At 67.0% G+C, this 16476-nt stretch carries 15 protein-coding genes; 6 read left to right on the top strand and 9 right to left on the bottom strand.

Features of this window, described 5'->3' with window-relative positions; translation table 11 throughout:
• Window positions 1-62: 62 nt before the first annotated feature.
• The 6 genes from C5E41_RS13915 to leuA all read right to left on the bottom strand — a co-directional run bounded on the left by C5E41_RS13915 (window position 63) and on the right by leuA (window position 8867).
• Window positions 63-773, bottom strand: a complete 711-nt coding sequence (locus C5E41_RS13915; RefSeq protein WP_104376234.1) for a type 1 glutamine amidotransferase — start codon at window positions 771-773, stop codon at window positions 63-65.
• A 72-nt stretch (window positions 774-845) separates the two neighbouring features.
• On the bottom strand, window positions 846-2081 hold the full coding sequence (locus tag C5E41_RS13910; RefSeq protein ID WP_181063237.1) for a Mur ligase family protein: 1236 nt from the start codon (window positions 2079-2081) through the stop codon (window positions 846-848).
• A gap of 75 nt (window positions 2082-2156) precedes the next feature.
• Window positions 2157-2777 (bottom strand): pyridoxamine 5'-phosphate oxidase family protein, encoded by a 621-nt coding sequence (locus C5E41_RS13905; RefSeq protein ID WP_219823154.1) that lies wholly within the window; start codon window positions 2775-2777, stop codon window positions 2157-2159.
• A 33-nt stretch (window positions 2778-2810) separates the two neighbouring features.
• Window positions 2811-4568, bottom strand: coding sequence for a hydroxysqualene dehydroxylase (locus C5E41_RS13900; protein ID WP_219823153.1), 1758 nt, complete (start codon window positions 4566-4568; stop codon window positions 2811-2813).
• A gap of 128 nt (window positions 4569-4696) precedes the next feature.
• Window positions 4697-6457 carry a nucleotide-binding protein gene (locus C5E41_RS13895; protein WP_439956343.1) on the bottom strand — a complete coding sequence of 587 codons (1761 nt, stop codon included), beginning with the start codon at window positions 6455-6457 and terminating at the stop codon, window positions 4697-4699.
• 583 nt (window positions 6458-7040) lie between these two features.
• The gene (gene leuA / locus C5E41_RS13890) at window positions 7041-8867 is read right to left on the bottom strand and encodes a 2-isopropylmalate synthase (RefSeq protein WP_104376233.1); all 1827 of its coding nucleotides are present in this window, start codon (window positions 8865-8867) and stop codon (window positions 7041-7043) included.
• A 201-nt stretch (window positions 8868-9068) separates the two neighbouring features.
• Between leuA and C5E41_RS13885 the strand changes: the two genes are divergently transcribed.
• Entirely contained in the window at window positions 9069-9710 is a 642-nt protein-coding gene (locus C5E41_RS13885; RefSeq protein ID WP_104376232.1) for a hypothetical protein, read from the top strand.
• Between the two features lie 33 nt (window positions 9711-9743).
• Here C5E41_RS13885 and recR read toward each other — a convergent pair whose 3' ends face one another.
• Both recR and C5E41_RS13875 read right to left on the bottom strand, forming a co-directional pair.
• Window positions 9744-10352, bottom strand: coding sequence for a recombination mediator RecR (gene recR, locus C5E41_RS13880; protein WP_030516496.1), 609 nt, complete (start codon window positions 10350-10352; stop codon window positions 9744-9746).
• A gap of 21 nt (window positions 10353-10373) precedes the next feature.
• The gene (locus C5E41_RS13875; RefSeq protein ID WP_104376231.1) at window positions 10374-10712 is read right to left on the bottom strand and encodes a YbaB/EbfC family nucleoid-associated protein; all 339 of its coding nucleotides are present in this window, start codon (window positions 10710-10712) and stop codon (window positions 10374-10376) included.
• 171 nt (window positions 10713-10883) lie between these two features.
• Here C5E41_RS13875 and C5E41_RS13870 point away from each other — a divergent pair, with 171 nt between their 5' ends.
• The 3 genes from C5E41_RS13870 (at window position 10884) to C5E41_RS13860 (ending at window position 12762) form a co-directional block, all read left to right on the top strand.
• Window positions 10884-11483, top strand: coding sequence for a hypothetical protein (locus tag C5E41_RS13870; RefSeq protein WP_104376230.1), 600 nt, complete (start codon window positions 10884-10886; stop codon window positions 11481-11483).
• A 41-nt stretch (window positions 11484-11524) separates the two neighbouring features.
• Entirely contained in the window at window positions 11525-12346 is an 822-nt protein-coding gene (locus tag C5E41_RS13865) for a MerR family transcriptional regulator (RefSeq protein WP_104376229.1), read from the top strand.
• Between the two features lie 62 nt (window positions 12347-12408).
• Complete coding sequence (locus C5E41_RS13860; RefSeq protein WP_104376311.1) at window positions 12409-12762, top strand: VOC family protein; 354 nt, start codon at window positions 12409-12411, stop codon at window positions 12760-12762.
• 33 nt (window positions 12763-12795) lie between these two features.
• Here the strand turns inward: C5E41_RS13860 and C5E41_RS13855 are convergent, their stop codons facing one another.
• Window positions 12796-13230: an SRPBCC family protein gene (locus C5E41_RS13855; protein WP_104376228.1), complete on the bottom strand. Its 435-nt coding sequence runs from the start codon at window positions 13228-13230 to the stop codon at window positions 12796-12798.
• Between the two features lie 446 nt (window positions 13231-13676).
• On the opposite strand from C5E41_RS13855, the gene C5E41_RS13850 reads away from it, so the two are divergent.
• Together C5E41_RS13850 and C5E41_RS13845 are read left to right on the top strand one after the other, a co-directional pair.
• Window positions 13677-15131 carry an FAD-binding oxidoreductase gene (locus C5E41_RS13850; RefSeq protein WP_104376227.1) on the top strand — a complete coding sequence of 485 codons (1455 nt, stop codon included), beginning with the start codon at window positions 13677-13679 and terminating at the stop codon, window positions 15129-15131.
• Window positions 15128-16447 carry a class I SAM-dependent methyltransferase gene (locus C5E41_RS13845; RefSeq protein ID WP_104376226.1) on the top strand — a complete coding sequence of 440 codons (1320 nt, stop codon included), beginning with the start codon at window positions 15128-15130 and terminating at the stop codon, window positions 16445-16447. The genes C5E41_RS13850 and C5E41_RS13845 overlap by 4 nt, the downstream gene beginning before the upstream one ends.
• Window positions 16448-16476 lie beyond the last annotated feature (29 nt).

Genomic DNA, 16476 nt, shown 5'->3' with positions numbered 1-16476 from the left:
GGATCGGCGCGGGCGACCGCGGTGTTACATACCGGATCGCTATATCACGTAGTAGATCGCCCTCAGGCGCGCAGACGCTCGCGCCGCAGCCGATCGACCTCGGGAAGATCGAGCGGCTCCAGTTCGCGCCCGCCGAGGGCCCGCGTGAGCAGGTGGTCGGCCAGTTCGGGATTGCGAGCCAATGCCGGGCCGTGCATGTAGGTGCCGATCACCGAACCCTGCACCACGCCCTCGAGTCCGTCGCCCACGCCGTTGCCGACGCCCTTGGTGACCCGGCCCAGACCGGTCGCGTCCGCGCCGAGAGTCGTCCCGCCCCGGTGATTTTCGAATCCGGTGAGCGGCTGGCTCAGGCCGGCGAGCAGCGGTGTGGTGGCGACCTCGCCGATGGACCGGACCCGCTGCGGCGCGGTGGTCACGTCGAACAGGCCGACACCGTCCACACGCTCGCCCGCGGAGGTTTCGTACCAGTTGCCCAGTACCTGGATCGCGGCGCAGATGGCAAGTACCGGAACGCCTTTCGCGGCCGCGCGCTGCAGGCCGGGATAGCGCTGCAGATGCCGGGTCGCCAAGCGCTGCGCGGAGTCCTCCGCGCCGCCGAGGGTGTAGATGTCCAGCGTCTCCGGCACCGGGTCCTCGAGGGTTATCTCCACGATCTCGGCATCGATGCCGCGCATGCGCAGCCGCTGACGCAATACCAGCGCATTGCCGCCGTCACCGTAGGTGCCCATCACATCGGGCAGCACCAGCCCGATCCGTACCGTCGATTCAGCCATCAGTGGTGTCTCCTCTCGGGCATTCGCGGCTCGCTCCGTGGTTACGCAGGCCGCCGCCTCCGCTCGCGTCGCTCATGCCCGGGTGTCCAGATCGCGATTCAAATCCCGGAAGGCGGTGTAGTTGGCGAGCACCTCGACCCGCCCGGGCGGACAGGATGCGATGGCACGCAACGGATTCGGCACGGTGGTGTGCTCGACGCCGGCGTAGGTCAGCCGCACGCCCAGGTCGGTGGCCCGCTCGCCCGCCGCGACCACCTGGGTGCCCTCGAAGTGCTCGAAGCGCACATCCCACAGCCAGGACAAATCCTCGCCGTCGGGCACCTGGCCGTTGACCGCGATCACCAGCCCCGTCGCGTCGGGGTCGATCATGGACAGCGCCTCCTGCCAGCCGGCCGGGTTCTTGGCCAGCAGCAGACGTGCGGAGTGCTCGCCGACCTGCACGGTGCGGTAGCGGCCGGCGATCTCGCGAACGGTTCCGGCGGCCCGCGCCGCGGTGTCGGCATGTCCGCCCAGCGCGACCGCCGCGGCCACCGCCTGGGCGGCGTTGCCGCGATTGGCACGGCCCGGAAGCGCAAGGTGCAGAGGCAATTTCAGCCCGTCGGGCCCGCACAGATACTCCGCGTCGACCCACCACTGCGGTTCCGGCCGCCGGAAGTCGGCGCCGGTGCTGCGCCACTCGGTGCCCTCCCAGACGATCGGCTCGCCGCTACGCGGGCAGCTGGTGGCGTCGACCGCCCAGCCGCTGCCCGCCGACACCCAGACCACATGAGGATGGTCGTAGGCGATCGAGGTGATCAGCACGTCGTCACAGTTGGCGATCAGCACGGTGTCGGGATGGCGGGCCATGCCCTCGCGCAGTTTGCGCTCGATCATGTTGATCTCGCCGACCCGGTCGAGCTGATCGCGGCTCAGGTTCAGCAGCACCACCGCCGCCGGGTTCAGCGCATCGGCCACGTGCGGCAGATGCAGTTCGTCGACCTCGATGGCGGCCAGCGGCGCGCTGCGGTCCACGCTGAGCGCGGCGACGATTCCGGCATCCATATTGGCCCCGTCGGCCTGGGTGACGACGCGGCCCAATTCGGCCAGTGCGGCCGCGGTCATCCGGGTCGTCGTCGACTTGCCGTTGGTGCCGGTGACCAGCACCGTCCGCCGGTTGCGGCCCAGCTGGGTCATGATGTCGGGGGCGATCTGCAGGGCGATCAGCCCGCCGATCATCGACCCCTTACCGCGTCCAGCCTTCTGCGAGGCCCACGACGCCGCTGCCGCCGCCCGCAGCGCCAGCCGTCCGCGCACCGAGATGTCTGCCACCACGCGAGTGTATTGGTGGCGAGACACCCGCGCGCGAGCGGCCGATGTGATCTGCGACCGAGAGGCAGGAGCCGGTCAGTAGAGCATGCGCCGGTAGTTCTCCGGCGAGTAGTAGTCCCGCAGTTCCTCCAGCGATTCGGTGGTGTTGCGCTGGACTTCCTGCACCAGCACCGCATGGCTGGGCAGCGGGTCCTCCGGCCAGCGTTCGGGCCGCCACAGCTCGCTGCGCAGCAGTGCCTTGGCGCAGTGGTAGAAGATCTGCTCGATCGCCACCTCGATGGCGAGGATCGGCCGGTGGCCCTTGACCACCATGTCGTCGAAGTAGGGCGCGTCGCGCAGCAGCCGCGCGCGGCCGTTGATCCGCAGGGTCTCGTTGCGTCCGGGAATCAGGAAGAGCACACCGACGTGCGGATTGGACAGGATATTGAAGTATCCGTCGCCCCGGCGATTGCCCGGCCGCTCCGGGACGGCCAGGGTGCGGTCATCGATCACGTGCACGAATCCGGCCGGATCGCCCTTCGGTGAGGCATCGCACCGACCCTCGGCGTCGCTGGTGGCGAGGACGGCGAACGGCGCGGTCGCGATCCACTCCCGATCGCGCGGATGCAGGCGCGTCCGTTCTTTCGTCGCGGCGCGCGGCGCCGGCTCACCGAGCAGTTCCCGAAGTTCGGCGGCGCTGGTGATCTCGCTCATCATCCCATTGAACGCGCGAGATCCGCCGCCCGCCACCTACATCGGGACGTCGAACATGTTCGGCTGGCCGGCGGCGTAGCGCGCGCTGTCGGCCTGGCGCAGCGGCTCCAGCTGCGGCGCCCGATACAGCTCGAAAAGCCGGCAGCGAGCGGCATTCGAACCGGCGACATCCAGCAGCGCGTTCACCGCGGTGCGAGCCGCCTCACAGGCGCCTTCCATCGTCGCGAGATCGATGTTCGTGCGTACGTAATCGCCTGCGAGGAAGAGGTTTTCCAGGGCTCCGTGCGCATTCGGGCGCGCCGCCCAGGAACCGGCGGTGTTGATCAGCAGCGGGTCGGCGTTGGTATTGCGGTTCTGCGCGGCATCCCAGCTCACGCCGGTATCCAGGAACCACGACACCAGGTCCGAATCCTGCAGCGCGGCATGGTCTTCCAGGTGCTTCTGCAACTGCGCCCAGACCTCGCGGGCGATTTCGTCGTGGGTGCATTCGATCGCCGGCTTGCCGTACAGGATGCCGGGTGTATTCCAGTCCGAGATGTCGACCGACAGGCAGTCCCGGACCGAACCGTCGCCGAATTCGGAAAGCTTTGTGCGCGACCAGAACTGGCTCTGCGCGATGGAGGTCAACGACCACGGGGAATCGACGTAGGCGGTATGGCCGCGGGCGATCTGGGTGGGGCGGCGCAGATAGAACTGTATTCCGCTCATCCAATTCACCACCAGGCCGTCCATGGCCGCCAATTCCGGCTGCACGGCCAGAATTTCCGGCGTCCACAGCCCACGAGCGACCTCGACCGGAACCGCGAGCACGAAATAGTCGGCGTCGACCGCACGCTCGCCGCCGCTGCCGCCGGCCACCCGGGCGCCCGAGATGCGCCGATCACGCACGTCGAGCCCGCGCAGTTCGGCGGTTTCGAACCGCACCCCCAGGCCGCGCAGATGGGATACCCACGGGTCGATCCAGGCCTCGTTGGTCGGACCGTTCAGCAATCGGTCCAGCGGTCCGTCGTTACCGGTCTCCAGCGGATTGCCGAGGAACTGCTCCCCCATGGAACCGATGGTCCGGGTGCTGGCGTGATCATCTTTTGCCGCGACCAGCAGTGTGGTGAGGGTGCGCGACATCAACATGCGGAATTCCTGCGAGCGGCTGCGGGCGCCCACGAAATCGCGCCAGGCGAGTTTGTCCCACTGGCCGAAACGGCGATCGTCGCAACTGGTGTTGAAAACCAGCAGCCGATTGGCGAAATACGCCGCGTCGGTCATCGGCATCTTCATCGACGTGGAGATCACCGAGGCGACGGTCTGGCGGAAATCGTCCGGAGTGGCCCACGGCTTGCCTGCGCGGCCCATCGGGAAGATGGTGTCGTCGGCGCCGGCGCGGGAGAAACGCGCCTCGGCGGCCGGGACCAGATTGTCCCAGACACCGTTGGCATTGCCCGCGAACGGAATTCGCCGCATGGTGTCGGGAAGGTGGTGATAGAAACCGGGGAAGAACCGGAAACCGTGTTCGCCCGGCAGATCGGGTCGGCCATCGCGACCACTTGCCGGTACCGGAATGCTGCGCGCCTTACCGCCCAGCGCCCGGCGTTCGTAGACCGTGACATCGAATCCGCGTTCGGCCAATTCGTGCGCCGCGGTCAGTCCGGCCACGCCACCGCCGAAAATCGCCACCCGCCGACCGGGATCGGCATTCGCACGAATCGGGCGCACCATGGCGCCCGCGGTTATCACACCCGCGCCGGCCACCCCGCGAAGTACCGACCTTCGCGAGACGGCCCCGTATTTTTCTGCCATCTATCGGGACCTCCACACCGCGGGTAACTGTATGCGGTGCGGCCGGGCCCCGTATCGATTGGGGTAACAATTCACACCGGGCAGCAATTCGGCGGGAGGAAACCCCCGGAATCGGTACCCGGCGCGAATCAGTAGCCGTGCGGACCCGGATAGTGGCTCTGCGGACCCGGGTACCGAGTCTGCGGCCCCGGAAACGGCGGCTGCGGGAGGTGATATCCGAAATCGTCGGCGACCATGGCCGCCAATTCCAGCAGCGCCCGCCGGGTGGGCTTGCTGACCAGTTCCAGATCGATCTCCGCACCCTCGGCGAGATGATCGTCGAACGGCACCACCTGCACCGCGCGGGTGCGGTCGAGGAACAGTTTGCGCAGCTGATCCAGGTCGACGGTCGAGGCGCCGCGGCGAGAGGCATTGACCACCACCACGGTCCGCTCCACCAGCTTGCTGTAGCCGTGGTGCTCGAGCCAGTCCAGCGTCGCCGAGGCACTGCGCGCGCCGTCGATCGCCGGGGAGGTGACCAGGATCAGCGAGCTCGCCATATCCAGTACGCCGGCCATCGCCGAATGCATCAGGCCGGTACCGCAGTCGGTGAGAATGATGTTGTAGAACTGCTGCAGAATGCCGATCGCGCGCCGGTAGTCGGCCTCGCTGAAGGCCTCCGAGACGGCCGGGTCCTGTTCGCTGGCAAGCACTTCCAGTCGGCTCGGCGCCTGTGAGGTATGGGCCCGCACATCCGAGTAGCGGCCGATGTGCTGATCCTCGAGCAGGTTGCGGACCGTCGAGCGGGTCTGGCGCGGCACCCGGTGGGCCAGGGTCCCGAGGTCGGGATTGGCGTCGATGGCGATCACCCGGTCACCGCGCAGCGAGGCGAAGGTCGAACCCAAACCGACTGTGGTCGTGGTCTTTCCGACGCCACCCTTGAGCGACAGGATCGCGATTCGGTAATCGCCGCGCACCGGCTGATTCACCCGATCCACCAGTTCGCGGTAGATCACATCGGCCGACGATTCGCCCGGATTGATGGCGCCACCGGTCACCTTGTGCACGGCGCGTCGCCAGCCGCTGCGCGGTGACCGCCGCGCCCGCTTGAGCAGATTCAGGTCGTTGACCGAATTCCCCGGCTGCACGGGCTGGGTCATGTGCTGCGGCTGGAACGTGGATTGCTGCTGCTGGTATCCCTGCGGCAGTTGCTGTTGCGGTCCGGAACCGCCCTGCCATCCACCCTGCTGCTGCGGCGGTTGCTGCTGCGGAGGCGTGTGCTGCGGCGGCGGAGCCGAGGGCAGCGGCGGTGGCGCCCAGCTGAAGATCTGGCCGCCGGCATCGGCGTCCGCGCCCTGCTGCTCGGGAACGGACGGCGGTCCCTGCCGCTCGTCGAAGACCCGGCGGACCATGCCGTCGGCGCCGATCTCCTGGCGGATCTCGCCGTACGGCGTTTCCTGCCGGACCTCGCCGTACCCGGATCCCGGCTCACCGGGACCGGGCCGGAAGCCGCCCTGCTCACCGGGGTTGCTCTGCGCGGCGAAACCACCCGGGTCACCAGGATTGCCGTGCGGCGCGAATCTGCCTGAGTCACCGGGGTTTCCGTGCGACGGAAAACCACCCTGCTCACCAGGAGGCGCGAAACCGTTCTGCTCGCCCGGAAATCCGCCCGGTGCGAAGCCACCCGGGTCGCCGGGATTTCCGGGAGGCGCGAAACCACCCTGTTCATTGGGCAACGCCGAGGGCGCGAAACCGGCCGGTTCGCCCGGATATCCCGGCGGCGCGAAACCACCCTGTTCACCGGGGAATCCGTTGGGCGCGAAACCGTCCGGGCCGGGCCCGCCCGCCCACGGCGGCGGGAATCCGTTCGGATCTCCGGGCGGGGCGAACGGACCGGAATGGTCGGTCATCGGGAAACCCGGCGCGGCGAAACCCTGATTCGGCGGATACGGATTCGCTCCCGGCGGCGCGAACGGCCCCGGTGCGAATCCCCCCTGCTCGGGCGGAGCGAAGCCGTCGGGCCCGAACTGCGGGCCGGGCGCAAACGTGGTCTGTTCGATACCGTCGGGCACCGGCGGAATGATCCCGGAGGCCGCGTGTTCGAATTCCGCGGCTCCCTCGGCGGGTGCGCCGGTCGGTTCGGATTCGGACGTCACGCTCGCCGTCCCGTCGGATGCCGTTGTGTCCGCGTCGGATTCGTCCTGCGACGGCAGCGAGGTCGGATTGTCCTGTTCGGCAGCTGTATCGCCCATTCCCTGCCCATGCAACCAAGGCGGTGAAGTGGAGTTGTCGTTAGTCGTCACGTTTCCCCCATCTGCTCGACAGAGTTCGAGCAGAGAGCTCGCGGCCAATGCGCCACAACGCTAGCACGCTGGCCGAATACGAGTCCCCCGGTGAACGGGCGCGCACCCCGTACCGGACGAGTTGGCGCAGAACACCGCCCACCGCCTTCCCGGCGGTGGGCGGTCCCGGCTGTCGAGCAGGGTGTACGGATCAGCGCGCGCGCAGCGCGCGGTTCACCGCGGAGACGACCGCGCGCAGCGAGGCGGTGGTGATGGAGGTAGCGATGCCCACACCCCAGGTCACCTTGTCTCCGATCGCGCATTCGACGTAGGCGGCGGCTTGTGCGTCGTCGCCGGAGGACATCGCGTGCTCGGAGTAGTCCAGCACCCGCACGTCGTAGCCGATGGTCGCCAGCGCGTCGACGAACGAGGCGAGCGGGCCGTTGCCGGAACCGACGATCTCCTGCTCGACCCCGTCCACCTTCACCATCGCGGTGATGGTGTCGGTGCCGGAATCGGTTTCGGCGGCGGTCATCTTCTGCCGGATGCGCTCCAGCGGCAGAACGGGGTTCAGGTACTCCTCGGCGAAGACGTCCCACATCTCCTTCGGCGTGACCTCGCCGCCCTCGCCGTCGGTGATCTTCTGAATCGCCTGCGAGAACTCGATCTGCAGCCGCCGCGGCAACACCAGTCCGTGGTCGGTCTTCATGATGTAGGCGACGCCGCCCTTGCCGGACTGCGAGTTCACTCGGATCACGGCCTCGTAGGTGCGGCCCACATCCTTGGGGTCGATCGGCAGGTACGGAACCTCCCAGACGATGTCGTCGACATCGGCGCCGGCGTCGTCGGCCGCCGCCTTCATCGCGTCCAGGCCCTTGTTGATCGCGTCCTGATGACTACCGGAGAAGGCCGTGTAGACCAGGTCGCCGCCGTAGGGGTGGCGCTCGTGCACCGGCAACTGGTTGCAGTATTCGACTGTGCGGCGGATCTCGTCGATATCGGAGAAGTCGATCTGGGGGTCCACACCGCGGGAGAACAGGTTCATCCCCAGGGTGACCAGGCACACGTTCCCGGTCCGCTCACCGTTGCCGAACAGGCAGCCCTCGATGCGGTCGGCGCCGGCCTGGTAGCCCAGTTCGGCGGCCGCGACCGCGGTGCCGCGGTCGTTGTGCGGGTGCAGCGACAGCACGATCGAATCGCGGCGGGCCAGGTTGCGGCTCATCCATTCGATGGAATCGGCGTACACGTTCGGCGTCGCCATCTCGACCGTCGCCGGCAGGTTGATGATCAGCGGCTTGTCCGGGGTCGGCGCGATGATCTCCGAGACCGCGTCACACACCTCGCGGGCGTACTCCAGTTCGGTTCCGGTGTAGGACTCCGGGCTGTACTCGTAGCGCCAGTTCGTGTCCGGGTAGCGCTGCTCGATCTCCAGGCACAGCTTCGCGGCATCGGTCGCGATCTTCTTCACCGCGTCGCGGTCGGCGCGGAACACCACGCGACGCTGCAGGATCGAGGTGGAGTTGTAGAAATGGACGATCACATTGGCGGCGCCCTGGCAGGCCTCGAAGGTGCGCTCGATCAGTTCGGGACGACACTGGGTCAGCACCTGGATGCTGACGTCGTCCGGGATCGCGCCGTCCTCGATGATCTCGCGGACGAAATCGAAGTCGGTCTGGCTGGCCGACGGGAAGCCGACCTCGATCTCCTTGTAGCCCATCCGCACCAGCAGGTCGAACATGCGGCGCTTGCGGGCGGGGCTCATCGGGTCGATCAGGGCCTGGTTGCCGTCGCGCAGATCGACCGCGCACCAGCCGGGAGCCCGGTCCACGACCCGGTCCGGCCAGGTGCGGTCGAAAGGAATGGGCGCAGCGTCGAATGCCGGGCTGCCGCCCGGGACCTCCTCGGCGAACGGCCGGTACCGGAAGGTCGGCATCGAGGAGTTCTTCTGCTTGTTCCACGCGGGCTGATCGGCGGGCGCGGGTTTGGACGGCGCGGTGATGGTGCGCGTTCCGGATACGAAGGCGTCAGCGGGTGACATGGCGTTTCTCCGAGGGTGTGGGTGGGTGTCCCAAGTATTGGGGTCGACCGGCACAGCTGAACCCCGCGACGGGAGCCGGTCCGATTCAGACCCCGTCGCGGCGGCCGAGGAGGAGTGCCCGCTGCATGATGTCGGCCAGTTTACAGGTCGGTCCGAGGCCGGGAAAAGGAGCCTCGCCACACCGCCACGTAGCCTGGCCGGATGAGTTACGACCACGTGCTGCTCCCCGCGGGAATCGCCACCTCGACCGATGCGGTGGAGACCTACCTGGCCGCGCAGCAGGGACGGCCGCAGACCGAGACCGTGGCGGCGATCGCGGCCGAGGTGAACCGGCGCAACGACGCCCTGCCGGAGGAAGAGGCATTCCTCAGTGTCACCACCGGCGGCGAGGGCACCGGCGGCGCGCTGTACGTCGCGGCCCGCTACGACGCCATCGGCCACGTGCGTAACCTGCTGTTCGAGCTCGCCACCCCGCGGGACTACGCGCTCTACGATCCGCAGCTGAACTGGCTGATCGATCCGACCGATCGCATCGACGTCACCGTTACCCACGGCGGGGCGGGCGAGTTCCCCTATCTGACCGAGCGCCTCGCCCATCAGTGGGTCACCGGACTCGCGGAACCGAATCCGTATCTGATCGTGGAGCGCGCCGACCACGTCTACATCCAGACCTATCGCGACGAGCCCGGCCTGTACACGCTGGAATACCGCGACGGCGGCCCCGATCGGCATTTCGCGGTCCGGTTGGAGGACGGCGACCAGGTGGCCGCACTCGTCTGGGACTGGACGGCCGGGGATCGGAGCCGCCTGGACGCGCTCGGCTGGGAGGCAGTGGCGTTCTGATCGGCGACGTTGCGATCGGGACCTGCCGCGGCCTCAGAGCGTTCGCCGGCCCGACAGCGCGCGGCCCAAGGTCAGTTCGTCGGCGAATTCCAGGTCGCCGCCCATCGGCAGACCGGAGGCGAGCCGGGTGACCGACAGGCCCGGGAAATCCCGCAGCATCCGCACCAGATAGGTGGCCGTCGCCTCGCCCTCGGTGTTGGGATCGGTGGCGATGATCACCTCGGTGACATCGACACCGTCCTCCTGATTTCCGATGCGCGCCAACAGTTCTCGAATGCGCAGCTGGTCCGGGCCGACCCCCGAGAGCGGGTCCAGCGCACCGCCGAGCACGTGGTAGCGACCGCGGAATTCGCGGGTGCGCTCGATGGCCTGGACATCCTTGGGTTCCTCGACGACGCAGATCATGGTCCGGTCCCGGCGCGGGTCGGCGCATATGCGGCACAGTTCGCCGTCGGAGACGGTGCCGCAGACCGCGCAGAACCGCACACCGTCGCGCACCTTCTGCAGCGCCGACTGCAGCCGGTCGATCTCCGGCGGCTCGACCGACAGCAGATGGAAGGCGATACGTTGCGCGCTCTTGGGACCGACGCCGGGCAGTTTGCCCAGCTCGTCGATCAGATCCTGGACCGGACCCTCATACACGGATATGTCCTACCGGGCCGCTCAGAACGGCAGGCCGGGCACGGAACCGCCGCCCATGCCACCGGCGAGCGGGCCCAGTTTCTCGGCCGCCAACTGCTGCGCGTTGGCCATCGCGTTGTTGACCGCGCCGACGATCAGATCCTGCAGCGTCTCCACGTCCTCGGGATCGACCACCTTCGGATCGATCTGCAGCGACTGCACCTCGCCGCTGGCCTTGATCGTCACCTTCACCAGACCGCCGCCGGCCTCACCCGCCACCTCGGTCGCGGCGATTTCGGCCTGCGCGGCCATCACCGCCTGCTGCATCTGCTGCGCCTGTGCGAGCAGTGCCTGCATATCGAGCTGTCCACCAGGCTCCACGGTGATGTCCTCTCTGCGGGATGCGGATGTGCACCAGCGTAGTCACGTTTGGATCTAGCCCGGTACCGGCCCGGCCGGGCCCCATTACCATCGGAATCGGGCCGAGCCTCGGCACCCGGGTCGGGCCAATCCGGTAGAGGGCCGGTTATGTTTCGGGACCAAGATCAACACATGTCTTCCGCGCACAGCACATCCGCACATCCGGCGCGCCGCGTCCGGCGCAGTTCGGCACTGACGGCCGTCGTCGCGATCGCCCTTCTGGGCTTCGGGTCCGCCGTCCTGGCGCCGGCCGCCTCGGCGGATACCGATTACGGCGGTGGCTGCGTTCTCTATACCGACAACCCGGCGGCGACGGTCGACGCGCTGCACAACCACTGTTCGGCCGAACAACAGGACCAGATCTTCCGGGACGCACCCCGCGGCGATGTGCCGACCGGGGTGACCAACGGCTGGGTGACCCGCCCGCCGGTGATGGAGGCCGTGGCGCCGCCGCTCTGGATCGGCAAGAACTTCTACACCGGACCCGACGGTGGAACCCTGACCAACCGGATCACCGCGGCCGGTATCGAAGGTTTCCCCGCCAACGTCCATTCCGGACCGGCTCGCTTGGACGGGCAACCGGCCTGGCTACTGGACTACGCCCCCTCGATCACGCCCCAGATCCTCGACGAGATCCGCCAGGTAACCCCCGGTGTCTGGTTCGGTTACTCCTGGTGGAGAGGGCAATTCCAGACCACGCTGCTGCTGACGTTCGCCCTCACCGAGCAATAGCGCTTGACTCTCCTGTCGCTGGAGGGCGTTCGCTTGTCCGCATGCCCGCGACAGTCTCCATAGGTGAGTTCTCCCGCCTCACCTATCTCAGTGTGAAAACGCTGCGGTACTACCACGAGATCGAGTTGCTCGAGCCGGTGTCGGTCGATCCCGGCTCGGGGTACCGGCGGTATTCGACCGCGCAGGTGGAACAGGCGCATCTGATTCGGCGCCTGCGCGATCTGGATATGCCGATGCCGCAGATCCGCGAGGTCCTCGCGGCGCCGGATCGAGCCACTCGCGATGCCGCGCTGGCCGCGCATCTGGAACGGATGGAAGCGGAGTTGCTGCGGACGCGCGATGTGGTGGCGTCGCTGCGGGCGCTGCTGTCCCCCGGCGCGCCGATCGACGTGCAGTACCGCGTGGTTCCGGAGTTCGCCGCGTTGACGATTCGCGCACCGGTGTCGCGGGCGAAGATCGGCGAGTGGTGCGCGACGGTCTTCCCTCGCCTGGACGAAGTGCTCGCCGTGGCGGGTGTGGCCCCGGCCGGCCCGAGCGGGGCGACGTATTCGGCGGATTTCTTCGAGAACGAGATCGGCGAGGTGGTGGCGTTCACGCCGCTGGCAGCGGATCCGGGCGCCACCTTCGACCAGCACCGCGACGTCGCGGTGCGGCGATTTCCGCGGCGCCGCTTCGCGATTGCGGTCCATGCGGGACCGTTCACCGACTTCGACCGCACCTACGGCGCGCTGGGTTCGCATGTGGCCGAACACGATACCGCGCTGGCGGAGCCGATCCGCGAGATCTACGTGGTCGGCCCGCAGGACTGCGCGGACCCGGCGGCGCAGCGTACCGAGGTCTGCTGGCCGATCGCACCGGCGTGATCGGACAAACGCCGCAGGCTACCTCGAATATTCACGAATTCCCCACCAAGAGAGGATATTTCATGTCGATCAGTCTGGCTGCCGTCACCTTCGACTGCCGTGACGCCGCCGCCTTGGCGAACTTCTACGCACAGTTGCTGGAGCGTCCGGTGGACGCGGACGCCAACGAGTACTTCGCCTCGATCGGCCGCGGTGGCGACAGCGGCCCGGGGCTGATGTTCATCCAGGTTCCCGACAAGACGCCGGGCAAGAACGTGGTCCATCTCGATCTGAGCGCACCGGACTGGCGCGCTCAGATCGACCGGGCGGTCTCGCTGGGCGCGAAACACATCGGCGACTTCGACGAATACGGCGTGCGGTGGGTCACCCTCGCCGACCCCGAGGGCAACCTGTTCGACATCGCCCACCAGCACTGAGCGGAGGAGGAAAAACGAGACCCAAGGGGCGGATTAACCGAGCTCGCGCTTCAGGTTTTCCAGTACCTCGGCCTGGATCTTCTTCAGGCCGAGCGGGGCGAAGATGCCCTCGAAGAAGCCGGCGACCCCGCCCGCACCTTTCCAACTGGTGCGGACCGACACCAGCGAACCCTCACCCGAGGGGGTGACGGTCCAGGTGGTGACCATGGTGGAATTCGAATCCCGTTCGGTCACCATCGAATCCGAGACCGAGACGACCGCGTGGACGTTTCGGGAGCGCTTCTGCGTCGCCTGCAGCGTCCATTCGGCGACGGTTCCGGCGCCTTTCCCGCCTTCGAGCACCTTGTAGTCGTGGTAGTGCGAAGTCAGGATGCGGGGCCGCACATCCTGATAGTCCGCGATCGCTTCCAGCGCACGCTGCGGTTCCGCAGCGACGACGGTCGAGCTGGATGCACTGACCTGTCCCACAATGAGCTCCTAGTCGATCCGGTGGTCGTTCGGGTTTATTCGGGCCGTTCTGCGGGGCTATGCTACGCCGCGTCCGGCGCAGTTCCGGACCGCTATTTCCGTAGCGCTGAGCTCGAGCCGGCACGGTCCGCGATCATCGGCGCTCGAATCCGGGTCGGCCGTCGGCGTGGCGGACGGCCGATCGGGAGCCTTCGGCGGCACCCGTTCGACCCCGAACCGGAACGCTCGTTCCGGGACGGGCGACGGATTTCGACGGGTTCGTCACGAGTCCCGGGACAGCACACAGCCGCACGATTCCGCTCGGAAACCTGTCCGCGAGCTGGGCGGATGACCCATAAGCGCGAGCCCGGCCCATGATCGAACGCAATGCAACATATGCGTGAAGAATCCCGCCCATAGGTACCCTCGCGGTGGCCGGGGGAAACCGGGAGCGATAGCGTCAGGGGGTGGCAGTGAGTCTGGGGAAGGCCGGCCGCGCGCCGGCCGCACGCGAATCAGGTTTTGCCGCGCACCGAGAAGGTGTCGAGCGTCTGCTCGCCAGCTATCGTGCGATTCCTTCGGATGCCAACGTACGGTTGGCGAAAAAGACGTCGAACTTGTTTCGCGCCCGGGCGAAGAACCCCGCACCCGGACTGGATGTTTCGGGCCTGAACCGGGTGATCGCGGTCGATCCCCAGACGAAGACCGCCGATGTGGCCGGCATGACCACCTATGAGGATCTGGTCGCCGCCACCCTGCCGTACGGCCTGGCGCCCTTCGTGGTTCCGCAGTTGAAGACGATCACACTGGGTGGCGCGGTCACCGGCCTCGGAATCGAATCGACGTCCTTCCGCAAGGGTCTGCCACACGAATCCGTACTCGAGATCGATGTGCTGACCGGTGCGGGCGAGATCATCACCGCCACACCGGACGGCGAATACGCCGATCTGTTCCGCGGCTTTCCGAATTCCTATGGCACGCTGGGCTATTCGACTCGCCTGAAGATCGAACTGGAATCGGTGCAGCCATATGTGGCACTGCGCCACGTACGTTTCCACGATTTGCGCGAACTCGAAGCCGTGATGGCTCAGATCGTCCTCGACCGCAGCTACGACGGCGAGCGGGTCGACTATCTCGACGGCGCGGTATTCACCGCCGAGGAGAGCTATCTCGTCCTGGGCCGCCAGACCGACGAACCCGGCCCGGTCAGCGACTACACCGGCATGGATATCTACTACCAGTCCCTGCGCCACGACAACGCCGAGCCCAAACGCGACCGGCTGACCATCCACGACTATCTGTGGCGCTGGGACACCGACTGGTTCTGGTGCTCACGGGCATTCGGCACCCAGAATCCGAAGATCCGCCGGTTCTGGCCGAAGAAGTACCGCCGTTCGAGCTTCTATTGGAAGCTGATCGCGCTCGATCACAAATACAACATCGGCGACAAACTCCAGGCGCGCAAGGGAAATCCGCCGCAGGAGCGCGTGGTGCAGGACATCGAGGTGCCGATCGAGCACACCGCCGAATTCCTGCACTGGTTCCTCCGCGAAATTCCGATCGAACCACTGTGGCTGTGCCCGCTCCGGCTGCGTGACAGTGCGGAAGTACCAGGGAAACCCGAGGATCCGTCGCGGCCATGGCCGCTGTATCCGCTGGAACCGGATCGTACCTACGTCAATGTCGGTTTCTGGTCGGCGGTGCCGAAGCAGCCCGGGCAGATCGAGGGCGCGGCCAATCGCGCGATCGAGGACGAGGTCGCCCGCCTGGACGGCCACAAGTCCCTCTACTCGGACTCCTACTACTCGGAAGACGATTTCGCGCGCCTCTACGGAGGCGATCACTACGCGAATCTGAAGAAACGATATGACCCCGATCATCGTTTGCTGGATTTGTATTCGAAGGCGGTGCAACGCAAGTGACGACATTCAAGGATTCCCAACTGTCCCCGTTCTCGGAGCTGGGAACGAAACTCAGCATTGCCGAAATCTTCGAGACGCTCGTCGACGGCGGCGTCCCGATCCGGTTCTCCGCCTACGACGGCAGCAGCACCGGACCCGACGATTCGAAGTTCAGCCTCGAGATCACGACCCAGCGCGGTATCAACTACATCGCTACCGCACCGGGCGATCTCGGCATGGCGCGGGCCTATATATCCGGTGATATGGCGGTCGAGGGCGTCCATCCGGGCGATCCGTACGCCATCCTGAAGGCGATGACCGACCTGAAGTTCCGGCGCCCGTCGGCGCTGGCACTGGTCACCATCGCGCGCTCGCTGGGCTGGGACGCCCTCAAGCCGATCGCGCCGCCGCCGCAGGAGACGCTGCCGCGCTGGCGGCGCATCGCGCTCGAGGGCCTGCGGCATTCGAAGAACCGCGACGCCGAGGTGATCCACCATCACTACGACGTGTCGAACCGGTTCTACGAGATGGTCCTCGGCCCCTCGATGACCTACACCTGCGCCTGCTACGCCGATGAGAACCAGACTCTCGAAGAGGCCCAGGAGAACAAGTATCGCTTGGTGTTCGAGAAGCTGCGGTTGAAGGAAGGCGATCGACTGCTCGATATCGGCTGCGGCTGGGGTGGCATGGTCCGCTACGCGGCCCGGCGCGGAGTCAAGGTCATCGGCGCCACCCTGTCCAAGGAACAGGCCGAGTGGGCGCAGGCCAAGATCGCCGAGGAGGGCCTGCAGGAGCTGGCCGAGGTCCGCCACAGCGACTACCGCGACATCACCGAAACCGGTTTCGACGCGCTGTCGTCGATCGGTCTCACCGAGCACATCGGGGTGCAGAACTACCCGAGCTATTTCGGCTTCATCAAGAGCAAGCTGCGCGACGGTGGCCTGTTCCTGAACCACTGCATCACCCGCCCCGACAACACCCGCACGACGAAGGCCGGCGACTTCATCGACCGCTACGTCTTCCCGGACGGCGAGTTGATCGGTTCCGGCCGCATCATCACCGATATCCAGAACATCGGCCTCGAGGTGCTGCACGAGGAGAATCTGCGCCCGCACTACGCGCTGACGCTGCACGAATGGTGCAAGAACCTGGTCGCGAACTGGGACGAGTGCGTCGCTGAGGTCGGTGAGGGCACCGCCAAGGTATGGGGCCTGTACATGGCCGGCTCCCAGCTGGGCTTCGAGCGCAACGTGGTGCAGCTGCACCAGGTGCTCGGGAGGAAGCTCGGCGACAAGCAGACCTGGGACGTTCCGCTGCGTCCCTGGTGGAACGCCTGATCGCGCCGACACGAAAAATATTGCCCACG

The sequence above is a fragment of the Nocardia nova genome (assembly GCF_002933465.1).
Classification (GTDB): Bacteria; Actinomycetota; Actinomycetes; order Mycobacteriales; family Mycobacteriaceae; genus Nocardia; species Nocardia nova_B.
The sequence above is the reverse complement of the archived record's forward strand: the minus strand, read 5'-3'. Positions and strand labels throughout refer to the sequence as shown.

What these genes read in the sequence shown, in the direction of transcription:
- C5E41_RS13895 (WP_439956343.1), bottom strand. Translation starts at nt 6,457, where the DNA reads ATGACCGACCATTCCGGTCCGTTCGCCCCGCCCGGAGATCCGAACGGA.
- C5E41_RS13860 (WP_104376311.1), top strand. Translation starts at nt 12,409, where the DNA reads ATGTCGATCAGTCTGGCTGCCGTCACCTTCGACTGCCGTGACGCCGCC.
- C5E41_RS13905 (WP_219823154.1), bottom strand. Translation starts at nt 2,777, where the DNA reads ATGATGAGCGAGATCACCAGCGCCGCCGAACTTCGGGAACTGCTCGGT.
- leuA (WP_104376233.1), bottom strand. Translation starts at nt 8,867, where the DNA reads ATGTCACCCGCTGACGCCTTCGTATCCGGAACGCGCACCATCACCGCG.
- C5E41_RS13915 (WP_104376234.1), bottom strand. Translation starts at nt 773, where the DNA reads ATGGCTGAATCGACGGTACGGATCGGGCTGGTGCTGCCCGATGTGATG.
- C5E41_RS13870 (WP_104376230.1), top strand. Translation starts at nt 10,884, where the DNA reads ATGTCTTCCGCGCACAGCACATCCGCACATCCGGCGCGCCGCGTCCGG.
- C5E41_RS13865 (WP_104376229.1), top strand. Translation starts at nt 11,525, where the DNA reads ATGCCCGCGACAGTCTCCATAGGTGAGTTCTCCCGCCTCACCTATCTC.
- C5E41_RS13885 (WP_104376232.1), top strand. Translation starts at nt 9,069, where the DNA reads ATGAGTTACGACCACGTGCTGCTCCCCGCGGGAATCGCCACCTCGACC.
- C5E41_RS13900 (WP_219823153.1), bottom strand. Translation starts at nt 4,568, where the DNA reads ATGGCAGAAAAATACGGGGCCGTCTCGCGAAGGTCGGTACTTCGCGGG.